Genomic DNA, 11,960 nt, shown 5'->3' on the forward strand with positions numbered 1-11,960 from the left:
TTTGTAGCGTTTTTAAAACTTTACTATGTTTTCATTTGGTTCGGCAATTTTTCATCCATTAAGCAATAACTTAAAAGATGCTTTGCCTGAAAAATTTACCTTTCCTTTTTATTACAAACCACATCCTTTGAGCCTTCAAGCCGCAGCGAGTTTACAGAATTACTTAGAAAACCAAACCGATTTTGAACATAATTTTGGATTAAATCAAAATCAAAAAGGTTTGCCCATTGGGAAAATGTTTGGTGTTATGGTGGTTACAACCGCAGAAAACAATCTAGGTTATATCGCTGCTTTTTCTGGTAAATTAGCAGATAGCAATGATATAAACGGATTTGTGCCTACTATTTACAACACCCTGCAAACCGATGGGTTTTATAAAATTGGAGAAGCAAAATTAAATGCTATTAATGCTGAAATTGAAACATTAGAAAATGCAACAGAATTAAAAAATAGTCTTCAAGATTTAAATGAAAGTAAGCAAGCCTATGCTTCAGAATTAAAAAATTTTAAAGCCGAAATTAAAGCTGAAAAACAAAAACGAAACGATAGGAGAGCAGCAGCAGAAAAAGACATGAATCCCGAGCGTTATGCTGCGTTTATTGAAGCTTTAAACCAAGAAAGCATCGGTTTTCAAATTAGGTTGAAACATTTAAAACAGTTCTGGGAAACGACTATTGCAGAAAAACAACTGCAACTAGAAACGTTACAAAAACCCATAATTGAATTAAAAACAACTCGCGCCGAATTATCGGCTTCTATACAACAAAAAATTCATCAACAGTATAAATTTTTAAATGCAAAAGGGGAAACCAAAGATTTATTAGATATTTTTAAAGACACCAAAACACCCATTCCTCCCGCAGGTTCTGGTGAATGTGCAGCGCCTAAGTTGTTTCAATATGCCTATAAAAATAATTTAACGCCTGTTGCGATGGCCGAGTTTTGGTGGGGAGCTTCACCAAAGTCTGAGGTTAGAAAGCATCAACAGTTTTATCCGTCTTGCCGAAGTAAATGTGAACCTATTTTAGGACATATGATGCAGGGTTTAAATGTTGAAGATAACCCCATAGAAAATCACATAAGCGAAAGCGTAGCTTTAGAAATAATTTACGAAGATGATTATTTATTGGCTGTTAATAAACCGCACGAATTTCTATCGGTGCCTGGTAAAAATTTAAAGACTTCGGTTTTAACCCAAATGAAGCATTATTTACCAAATGCCACAGGTCCGTTGTTGCTGCATCGTTTGGATATGTCGACATCTGGAATTTTATTAGTGGCTAAAACCAACAGAATTCATAAACATTTACAAAAACAATTTATAGAACGACAAATTAAAAAGCGTTATGTAGCTGTTTTGGATGGTGTTTTAGAAGCTAAAAGCGGCACTATTAATTTACCACTTCGTGTAGATTTAGATAACAGACCCCAACAATTAGTTTGTTATGAGTATGGCAAACCTGCCGAAACTATTTTTGAAACCATATCTATTGATAATGGAAAAACCAGAGTGTATTTCTATCCAGTAACTGGAAGAACACATCAGTTGCGTGTGCATGCAGCACACCAATTTGGTTTAAATACACCTATTTTGGGTGACGATTTATATGGAACAAAAGCCAATAGATTACATTTACACGCCGAACAAATAACATTTACACATCCTATTACAAAAGAAACATTAACATTATTGTGTGACGCGCCTTTTTAAGGGTTATTTTCTAGGGTGAAATTTTTCTACCACTTTAGTTAAATGACTTTTGTCTAAATGCACGTATATTTCGGTAGTGGTTATGCTTTCATGGCCTAACATAAGTTGTATCGATCTTAAATCGGCATTGTTTTGAAGTAAATGGGTCGCGAAAGAATGTCTGAAAGTATGTGGTGAAATGCTTTTTTTTAATCCTATTTTAACGGCTAATTGTTTAATAATAGTAAAAACCATGGCTCGGGTTAATTGTTTGCCTCTGCGATTTAAAAACAAAGTATCTTCAAAACCCGGTTGAATAGTTATGTGGTTGCGAACTTCATCTTTATATATATTGATGAATTTCTGAGTAACATTTACAATAGGAACAAAACGTTGTTTGTCGCCTTTACCTGTTACTTTTATAAAGCCTTCATCAAAAAATAAATCAGACACCTTTAAATTAATTAACTCACTAACCCGCAAACCGCAACCATATAAAGTTTCTAACATGGCCCGATTGCGTTCGCCTTCGGCTTTACTTAAATCTATAGCCTTAATTAGCTGGTCTATTTCTTCTTCAGAGAGCGTATCAGGAAGTTTACGTCCAATTTTGGGAGATTCTATAAAATCCAGAGGGTTTGTTGTTGTGTAATCTTCAAAAATTAAATAATTAAAAAAACTTCTTAAACCAGAAATAATGCGAGATTGCGATCGTGCATTTACAACTTTTGCAGTATCGTAAATAAACTGCTGGATGGTTTCTTGAGTAATAGAAATTGGGGATTGGGTCAGGTTATTTGTCTCGAGATAATTCATTAACTTCTTAATATCTAAAGAATAATTATCTATAGAATTTTTAGAAAGTCCCCGTTCAATTTTTAAATAATCTTGATAATCTTTTAAGGCATGTTCCCATTTCATGGGGTTAAATTAATAAAAAAATCCAGAGCAATATCTGTTCTGGATTTTTAAATTTTTACTTAAATATTTAGTTTAATTTTTTAATGTATATTATAAATTAGGAATTATTAATTCTTGATTTGGATGAATTAAATTAGGGTCTTTTAAAATATTTGTATTCGCTTCAAAAATAGCGGTGTATTTTGCTGCATTACCATAATAGTGTTTTGCTATTTTTCCTAAAGTTTCTCCTTTTTGAACAACGTGTTTTGCAAAAATAGATTCGTCTTCTACATTAATATTTGCTTGAATATCTGTTGGGTTAGAACCACCAATTTCTTTAATTTTATCCCATATTAAATTCTTTTCATATTATGTTTTTGCGGTGCCATTTACTTTTAAAACACCAACGGCTTCAGTGACATCACCATTTTGAATATTAAGTTGTTCGCCTAAATCTAAAACAGGTTGATATTTTGCTTTAATTGTCATAATTTAATTTTATTTATGTTAATAATATCTTACAATTTACTACAAAAATTCGTTTTACAAGAATATTCTGCTTTAATAAAATGTTAATATCAATAGGAAACCATAAAAGACGAAAAGTCACAAAATAATTTATTTACTGATTTTTAGGTAATTATATCAAAATTGTTTATTTTTGCACTCCTTTTAGCGGCGTAGTAATGATAAAAGGACTGAAAATCAAATAATTATAACACTTCTGTACGTTTAGCCGCATAAATCATCTAAGATGTACAGGATACAAAATTTTAATCAGCACATGGCTGAAAACGCAAATCAAGCAGAAGTTGAAGCAACAGACGCTAAAACAGTAGAGGCTCCAGTACAATCTGAAGCTAAAGCAAACCCTGAAAAATTCTTAGCAAATTTTAACTGGCACAACTACCAAGAAGGTATTGATGAAGTTGATGAAAAGCAATTACAAGAATTTGAAAAATTAGTAGCAGAAAATTTCGTAGACACTTTAGATGATGAAGTTGTAGAAGGAACTGTAGTGCACATTTCAGATAGAGATGCTATTATCGATATCAATGCAAAATCTGAAGGTGTTATTTCTTTAAACGAATTCCGTTACAACCCAAACTTAGCCGTAGGCGATAAAGTAGAAGTATTAATTGATGTTCGTGAAGATGCAACAGGACAATTAGTATTATCTCACAGAAAAGCACGTGTTATTAAAGCATGGGATCGTGTTATTAAAGCAAACGAAACTGGTGAAATCGTTAATGGTTTTGTTAAATGCAGAACTAAAGGTGGTATGATTGTAGATGTATTCGGTATCGAAGCATTCTTACCAGGTTCTCAAATTGATGTGAAGCCAATTAGAGATTACGATCAGTACGTAAATAAAACTATGGAATTCAAAGTTGTTAAAATCAACCACGAATTTAAAAACGTAGTAGTATCTCATAAAGCTTTAATTGAAGCTGATATTGAAGTACAGAAAAAAGAAATTATTGGTCAATTAGAAAAAGGTCAAGTATTAGAAGGTGTTGTTAAAAACATTACTTCTTACGGTGTATTCATCGATCTTGGTGGTGTAGATGGTTTAATCCACATTACAGACCTTTCTTGGTCTCGTATTAATCATCCAAACGAGATTGTTGAGTTAGATCAAAAATTAAACGTTGTAATCCTTGATTTTGATGAAAACAAATCAAGAATCCAATTAGGTCTTAAACAATTAAGCAAACACCCATGGGAAGCATTAGCCGATACTGTTGCTGTAGGTGATAAAGTAAAAGGTAAAGTAGTTGTTATTGCAGATTACGGTGCATTTATTGAAGTTGCTGATGGTGTTGAAGGTTTAATTCACGTTTCTGAAATGTCTTGGTCTACACATTTACGTTCTGCACAAGATTTCGTTTCTGTAGGAGATGAAGTTGAAGCAGTTATCTTAACTCTAGATAGAGAAGAGCGTAAAATGTCTTTAGGTATTAAGCAATTAACTGCCGATCCATGGACAGACATTACTACTAAATATCCATTAGGTTCTAAACACACTGGTATCGTTCGTAACTTTACAAACTTTGGTGTATTTGTTGAATTAGAAGAAGGTATAGACGGATTAATTTACATCTCTGATTTATCTTGGACGAAGAAAATTAAACACCCAAGTGAATTCTGTTCAGCTGGTGATAAATTAGAAGTTGTTGTATTAGAATTAGATGTTGAAGGACGTAAATTAAGTTTAGGTCACAAACAAACTACTACAAATCCTTGGGATGCTTACGAAACAGATTTCGCTTTAGAAACTGTACATTCAGGAGTTATTTCTGAAATTGTAGACAAAGGAGCAACTGTAGAATTTAATGAAGATATCGTAGCATTTATTCCTGCTCGTCACCTTGAAAAAGAAGACGGAAGCAAACTTAAAAAAGGAGATACTGCCGATTTCAAAATTATTGAATTTAACAAAGAGTTTAAACGTGTTGTAGCGTCTCACACTGCTATCTTTAAAGCAGAAGAAATTGCAAACGTAAAAGCAGCAGCTAAAAAAGTTGCAGATCAAGCAGCAGAAGCTAAACCAACTTTAGGTGATGCTAACGAAGCTTTACAAGCTCTTAAAGATAAAATGGACGGTAAATCTTAATTATTAAGTAATACTTACATTAAATAACATAAAGCCTTCAAATTATTTTGAAGGCTTTTTTATGAAACTATACTTTTAAAACTATAAATTTTAAAATTTTGCATTACCTTTGTTAACCAAACACGTTTGGATAATTATATGAGTCAAAAAGTTTTACTTAACGCAAAAGAGGTAAACATCATTCTTCATCGATTGGCTTGTCAACTTATTGAAAAACATAACGATTTCTCTAATACCGTATTAATTGGTTTACAGCCACGTGGGGTGTTTTTAGCCGATAGAATTGCAAAAATACTAAGAGAAGATTATAAAGTTAAAAACATTCAATTAGGACATTTAGATATCACTTTTTTTAGAGACGATTTTCGTCGTGGAGAAAAACCATTAGAAGCCAATACAACAAAAATCAATTTTATAGTAGAAGATAAAAATGTTGTTTTTATTGATGATGTTCTTTACACAGGAAGAAGCATAAGAGCTGCATTAACTGCTATACAATCTTTTGGTAGACCCAATGAAATTGAGCTTTTAACACTTATAGACAGACGTTTTAGCAGACATTTACCAATACAACCAAACTACAAGGGGCGTCAGGTAGATGTTATTAATAATGAAAAAGTTAAGGTAAACTGGAAAGAGCAAGATCAAGAAGATTCCGTTTACTTAATAGAAAAATAATAAACCATGAGCGAATTAAGTGTCAATCACTTATTAGGAATCAAATATCTTAACAAACAAGATATAAAACTGATTTTTGAAACTGCCGATCATTTTAAGGAAGTGATTAACAGACCCATTAAAAAAGTACCTTCGCTACGAGATATCACCATTGCCAATTTGTTTTTTGAAAACTCAACAAGAACCAAATTGTCTTTTGAACTTGCCGAAAAGCGATTATCTGCCGATGTGCTAAATTTTTCATCTTCTCAATCTTCTGTTAAGAAAGGTGAAACTTTAATAGACACTGTAAACAATATTTTGTCTATGAAAGTCGATATGGTTGTTATGAGGCATCCTAACCCAGGCGCAGGACTCTTTTTATCTAAACACGTTAAAGCGAGTATTGTAAACGCTGGCGATGGCGCTCACGAGCATCCAACACAAGCCTTGTTAGATTCGTATTCTATACGAGAAAAACTAGGAGAGGTAAAGGGTAAAAAAGTAGTAATTGTAGGCGACATTTTACATAGTAGAGTCGCCCTTTCAAATATTTTTGCCTTGCAATTACAAGGTGCAGAAGTTATGGTTTGCGGCCCCAAAACCTTACTACCAAAATACATTGACAAGTTAGGGGTGAAGGTAGAAACCGACTTAAGAAAGGCGCTAAACTGGTGCGATGTTGCTAATATGCTGCGCGTTCAAAACGAACGTATGGATATAAGCTATTTCCCTTCAACCAGAGAATATACTCAGCAATTTGGTGTTAATAAAGAACTATTAGAATCTTTAAATAAAGAAATAACCATCATGCACCCAGGACCTATTAACCGCGGTGTAGAGATTACTAGTGATGTCGCAGATTCTGGACAATCTATTATTTTAGATCAAGTTCAAAATGGTGTAGCCATTAGAATGGCTGTTATTTATTTATTAGCTTCAAAAATAAAACAGTAAAAAATGATAATCGATCAAGACGGTAATATTGTAATTATTACTCAAGAAAAGTCAACAATAGTAGAGCTTATAAAAAAGTTAGAAGTTGTTTATCCAAAATACAAAAACGATAACATCATTGTAAGCTTATCCACATTAAAACAACTACAATTAGAAGATATTATTGAATTTTTAAGTATCTCAAACAATCATCGTGGGGCAAAGCATTCCTTTGTAATTGTTACAAATAAAATTAATTTAGATATTGTTCCCGATGAAATTTTAGTAGTTCCTACCATTCAAGAAGCTTATGATATTATTGAAATGGAAGAAATGGAACGTGATTTAGGATTTTAAATGAACAAATTTCATCTGGCACAAGTCAATATTGCAAAAATGCTAGGATCATTTAACGATCCAGTAATGAAACCTTTTTTTGATAATGTTGAACGTATGAATGCTATCGCAGATTCAAGTCCGGGTTTTGTTTGGCGACTTAAAGATGAAGATAAAGAAGAAGCCACGCATCTTTTTAAAGAAGATAACTTGATAATTAATTTATCGGTTTGGGAATCACCAAAAGATTTATTTAATTATACCTACCATTCTGGGCATATTGAAGTTTTTAAGCGTAAAAAAGAATGGTTTTCTAAACTAAAAATGTTACATATGGCTTTTTGGTATATTCCAGAACATACCAAGCCCTCTATAAAAGAAGCTCATAACCGATTAATGTATATAAATGCCTATGGTGAAACGCCATATGCCTTTAATTTTAAAAATATATTTAGTGCTGAAGATGCACTAGATTATAAACCAATTACACAATGAAGCTCACTATTTTAGGATGTTATAGTGCTACACCAAGAGCTTTAACAAATACGACATCGCAAGTATTAGAAATAAATAATCATATGTTTTTAATAGATTGTGGTGAGGGTACACAAGTTCAACTGCGAAAGCATAAAATTAAGTTTAATAGAATTAAACATATTTTTATATCGCACCTTCATGGCGATCATTTTTACGGATTGGTAGGGCTTATTTCTACGTTTAGGTTGTTAACTCGTGAAGCAGATTTACATATTTATGGACCTAAAGGAATTAAAGAAATAATTACGCTTCAACTCAAATTAGCAGATTCTTGGACGAATTATAATCTTTATTTTCACGAATTAACCTCTAAGACATCTGAATTAATTTTTGAAGATGAAGAAGTAGAAGTACATACCATACCTCTAGATCACAGGATTTATACAAATGGTTATTTGTTTAAAGAAAAAGAAGGTAACCGAAAACTAGATATCAATCTTGTAGAAGAAGCTAACATTAATGTAGCTTATTATAGAAAATTAGCTCAAGGTTTTGATGTTTTAAATGAAGATGGCATCTTAATTAAAAATAGTACGGTTACTAAAGCCGGGGCAAAACCAAAAAGTTATGCATTTTGTAGCGACACCATGTATAAAGTAGATATAGTTCCTATAATTAAAAATGTAGATGTTTTGTATCACGAATCTACTTTTTTAGATAAAAATGCCAATTTAGCTACTAAAACAAAACATTCAACAGCTAAAGAAGCTGCTAGCATAGCTAAGCAAGCGAATGCGGGAACTTTGTTACTTGGACATTATTCTACCAGATATGGCGACTTAAACTTGTTTAAAGAAGAAGCAGAAGAAGTCTTTGACTCTGTAGAACTTAGTGAAGATGGTAAAGAATTCGAATTTTAGAAATTACTTTAAAATTTTAAATTATTTTTTTTAGTGTTATGAATGAAGATTTAAGCGATTACAGAAAATCCTATGACAAAGGAGAACTGTTAAAAAAAGATGTTCCTGAAAATCCTATGGAATTATTTCAAAAGTGGTTTTATGAAGTAGATACTTATTTTACTCAAGATGAAACCAATGCCATGACACTTTCTACTATGGGTTTAGATGGTTATCCAAAAAACAGAATTGTTCTTTTAAAACGCTATACACACGAAGGTTTTATTTTTTTTACTAATTACAAAAGTGAAAAGGGCAGAGCTATTGAAAAGAACCCTAAGGTATGTTTGTCTTTTTTTTGGCATGGAGCCGAAAGACAAATTATAATTAAAGGTGATGCCGAAAAATTACCAGAAAATTTAAGTGATGGTTATTTTGAGTCGAGACCGCGAGGCAGTCAATTAGGTGCTTGGGCATCAAACCAAAGCGAAATTGTAGAAAATCGTGAAGCTCTAGAAAATAAATTAAAATCGTTAGAAGCTTCTTTTGAAAACAAAGAAGTTCCTAGACCACCACACTGGGGAGGTTATATTGTAAAGCCATTTGAAATTGAATTCTGGCAGGGTAGAGCTAACAGATTACACGATAGAATTTCTTATAGATTGCAAGATGACTATTCCTGGTTAATTAACCGATTATGTCCTTAAATTTCGGTTGAAATGCAAATCAACTTCTTTTTTTAACAAAAAATATCGATGAAATACATATTATAGCGACATAATACTAGTTTTTAATCGATTTTAACATTTCTTTAACATTTTATACGAGTTAGGTTTCTATTTTTACTAAACCAAATCTAAAATACCTAACCTATGAAACTTTTTACAAAACTTTTTTTATTGCTTTTTCTTGCAATATTATCTTTTTCTTGCACAACTGATAGCATAGACACGCGAGTAGAAAACATAGAACTTAGTTTAATTACTCCAGAGGATAAAACAATCGAAATTGAGATTCTTGAACTTATAAACAACTATCGTTTATCTAAAGGATTAAATGCTTTAAAGAATATGAGTGTTGTAAAATCGGTAGCATACACCCACACAGATTATATGGTAGAGAATAATGAAGTTTCTCATGCCAATTTCACAAAAAGAAGTCAATATTTAAAACAATATGAAGGTGCTAAAAGTGTATCTGAAAATGTTGCTTACGGTTATACTTCTGCCGAGTCTGTTGTTAGTGCCTGGATTAAAAGTGAAGGACATCGCGTAAATATTGAAGGTGATTTTACTAATTTCGATATCTCTGCTGAAGAAAACGATGAAGGAAAGTGGTACTACACCAATATTTTTATAAAAAAATAATACTTTAAAACGATATAAAAGTAAAAGACTATTAAATGTATAATAGTATATATTTAATAGTCTTTTACTTTTTAAAAAAATTAATAGCTTCTTAAGTTATTGATTTTAGATTATGGTAAGAAACCTCTCTTGATGGAGAGGTTTCTTTATTTAAGATACTATTTCATTTTTATAATTATAAACTGCGTACGTCTATTTAACTGATGTTGTGATTCTAAACAATTTTTAGATCCATCACAGTCGTTTGTTAATTTTTGTTCTCCAAAACCTTCATAAGACACAATTCGTTCGGGTTTTATGCCTTTAGAAATTAGATAATTATAAGTGGATTTAGCACGATTAACAGACAAATCAATATTATAGGCATCGGTACCTCGCGAATCTGTGTAAGACTCTAATTTAATGGTCATTTTAGGATATTCGTTCGTCATTAAATTAACGACTTTATCTAATTCTTTGGCGGCATCTGGTCTAATGTTGTATTTATCAAAATCGAAGTAAATGGTGTTTAATTCGGCTAATAAAACAACATCTTCAATAGGATTTAATATAATATCTTGTTTAATTTTAATGTCACTTACTTTTAATTTTTTTGAGGTGAATTTTTCGGTGCCAGTTATAAATTTGTTTTTTTCTGCAGTAATAACAAAATCATTATTCCTTTCAATGGTTATAGAGTAAAAACCCAAGTCATCCGATTCAATTTTTGTTATTTCATTATTCGAATCGTCATAAAGTATTACAGTAGCCTTAGCAATAGGTTTGCTGTTTACCGCATCGATAATGAAGCCTTCAACTTTTAAATCGGGAATTCTATTATATGCATATATATCGTCGCTTCCTTTTCCGCCGCGTCTGTTTGAAGCAAAATAACCTGTTAAGCCATCAGGATTCATAGTAAACGAAAAATCATCTTTGCTAGAATTTACAGGAATTCCTAAATTTATAACACTTACTATATCTTTGTTTTTGTTCGTTGAAGTTGCAAAAACATCAAGCAAGCCTAAACCAGGATGCCCTTCAGAAGAGAAAAACAAAACATCTTCATTATTTATAAAGGGGAATACTTCATTTTCATCGGTATTTACAACATCACCTAAATTTACAGGAGCCCCAAAATTTCCGTTAGAATCAATATCAACATAAAAAATATCTGAACCCCCTAAAGCGCCGGGCATATCAGATGCAAAATATAGTTTCGTTCCGTCTCTATTTAAAGCTGGATGACCACAAGAATATTCATCACTATTAAATTTCAATTCTTCAACATTTGTCCAAACACTATCAATTAAGGATGCTTTGTAAATTTTTAAATTACTAATTCCTTTTTTGTCCTTTTTTAAGGTTTTTTCAATGAAATTATTTCTAGAAAAGTACATGGTTTTTCCATCGGGAGAAATAGTTACGGGACCATCATGATAAATACTATTAACATCGCCTGGTAATTTCGATTTATAGAAGGGTTTAGATGTTTTAGCATCTTTGTCTGTTACATAAACATCTAAAAAAGGTTCTTTATTCCAACCATATAGATGTTTTGTAGAAACGCCTTCGTCTTGAGCGGAGGTATAGTATATTTTATTTTGATGTTCGTAAGCTCCAAAATCACTGTATTTGGAGTTGAAATCTACGTTAGATAAGAAGTAATTTGGTTTTGCATTAAATATGGAGGTAATAAAGTTGTCGTCTTTTAAAAACTTAACATCTTTTAATTTACCTCCAGATTTTTTAAATTTTTTTAGCCAAACACGAGATTCCTTATAGTTTTTAACGCCTCTAAGCGCTTGAGCATATTTGTAATAATACTCGATAGGTATATTAGGCTGTTCAACAGTTTTTTGGTAATAAACCAAAGCACTGTCTGGATTTCTCATAAAGGTATAGCAATCTGCTAAGCGTCTGCTGGCATAATCGGCTTGATAGTCTTTATTTATTAAGTCTTTGTAGGCCTCAGCGGCATCGACAAACGCAAATTTATTAAATAAATTATCGGCCTTTTTAACCTTAGATTGTTGAGCAAATAGGCATAAATTAAAAAGTAAAACTATATAAACAGTGATGTATTTTTTTAATTTCAT

At 31.8% G+C, this 11,960-nt stretch carries 11 protein-coding genes and 1 pseudogene; 9 read left to right on the forward strand and 3 right to left on the reverse strand.

The features are described from left to right. Positions 1 to 25: 25 nt before the first annotated feature. Positions 26 to 1,711, forward strand: coding sequence for an RluA family pseudouridine synthase (locus AW14_RS10830; protein ID WP_044638821.1), 1,686 nt, complete (start codon positions 26 to 28; stop codon positions 1,709 to 1,711). 3 nt (positions 1,712 to 1,714) lie between these two features. Here AW14_RS10830 and xerD read toward each other — a convergent pair whose 3' ends face one another. Both xerD and AW14_RS10840 read right to left on the reverse strand, forming a co-directional pair. After that, entirely contained in the window at positions 1,715 to 2,611 is an 897-nt protein-coding gene (xerD, locus tag AW14_RS10835) for a site-specific tyrosine recombinase XerD (RefSeq protein ID WP_044638822.1), read from the reverse strand. Between the two features lie 90 nt (positions 2,612 to 2,701). Then, positions 2,702 to 3,082, reverse strand: a pseudogene (locus tag AW14_RS10840) (LysM peptidoglycan-binding domain-containing protein). A 295-nt stretch (positions 3,083 to 3,377) separates the two neighbouring features. Here AW14_RS10840 and rpsA point away from each other — a divergent pair. From rpsA to AW14_RS10880, 8 genes are all read left to right on the forward strand, one after another. Beyond that, positions 3,378 to 5,210, forward strand: coding sequence for a 30S ribosomal protein S1 (gene rpsA, locus AW14_RS10845; RefSeq protein ID WP_044639617.1), 1,833 nt, complete (start codon positions 3,378 to 3,380; stop codon positions 5,208 to 5,210). 138 nt (positions 5,211 to 5,348) lie between these two features. Continuing rightward, positions 5,349 to 5,888 carry a bifunctional pyr operon transcriptional regulator/uracil phosphoribosyltransferase PyrR gene (gene pyrR, locus AW14_RS10850; RefSeq protein ID WP_044638823.1) on the forward strand — a complete coding sequence of 180 codons (540 nt, stop codon included), beginning with the start codon at positions 5,349 to 5,351 and terminating at the stop codon, positions 5,886 to 5,888. 6 nt (positions 5,889 to 5,894) lie between these two features. Next, positions 5,895 to 6,824 (forward strand): aspartate carbamoyltransferase catalytic subunit, encoded by a 930-nt coding sequence (locus tag AW14_RS10855; RefSeq protein ID WP_044638824.1) that lies wholly within the window; start codon positions 5,895 to 5,897, stop codon positions 6,822 to 6,824. A gap of 3 nt (positions 6,825 to 6,827) precedes the next feature. Beyond that, positions 6,828 to 7,160 carry a hypothetical protein gene (locus AW14_RS10860; protein ID WP_044638825.1) on the forward strand — a complete coding sequence of 111 codons (333 nt, stop codon included), beginning with the start codon at positions 6,828 to 6,830 and terminating at the stop codon, positions 7,158 to 7,160. Further along, positions 7,161 to 7,634, forward strand: coding sequence for a DUF3291 domain-containing protein (locus AW14_RS10865; protein ID WP_044638826.1), 474 nt, complete (start codon positions 7,161 to 7,163; stop codon positions 7,632 to 7,634). It abuts the gene before it with no gap. After that, entirely contained in the window at positions 7,631 to 8,536 is a 906-nt protein-coding gene (locus tag AW14_RS10870; RefSeq protein ID WP_044638827.1) for a ribonuclease Z, read from the forward strand. The genes AW14_RS10865 and AW14_RS10870 overlap by 4 nt, the downstream gene beginning before the upstream one ends. A gap of 38 nt (positions 8,537 to 8,574) precedes the next feature. After that, entirely contained in the window at positions 8,575 to 9,222 is a 648-nt protein-coding gene (pdxH, locus tag AW14_RS10875; protein WP_044638828.1) for a pyridoxamine 5'-phosphate oxidase, read from the forward strand. A 165-nt stretch (positions 9,223 to 9,387) separates the two neighbouring features. Continuing rightward, positions 9,388 to 9,882: a CAP domain-containing protein gene (locus tag AW14_RS10880; RefSeq protein ID WP_044638829.1), complete on the forward strand. Its 495-nt coding sequence runs from the start codon at positions 9,388 to 9,390 to the stop codon at positions 9,880 to 9,882. Positions 9,883 to 10,040: 158 nt separating this feature from the next. Here the strand turns inward: AW14_RS10880 and AW14_RS10885 are convergent, their stop codons facing one another. Continuing rightward, positions 10,041 to 11,960, reverse strand: coding sequence for an OmpA family protein (locus AW14_RS10885; RefSeq protein WP_044638830.1), 1,920 nt, complete (start codon positions 11,958 to 11,960; stop codon positions 10,041 to 10,043).

The organism is Siansivirga zeaxanthinifaciens CC-SAMT-1, assembly GCF_000941055.1.
GTDB lineage: Bacteria > Bacteroidota > Bacteroidia > Flavobacteriales > Flavobacteriaceae > Siansivirga > Siansivirga zeaxanthinifaciens.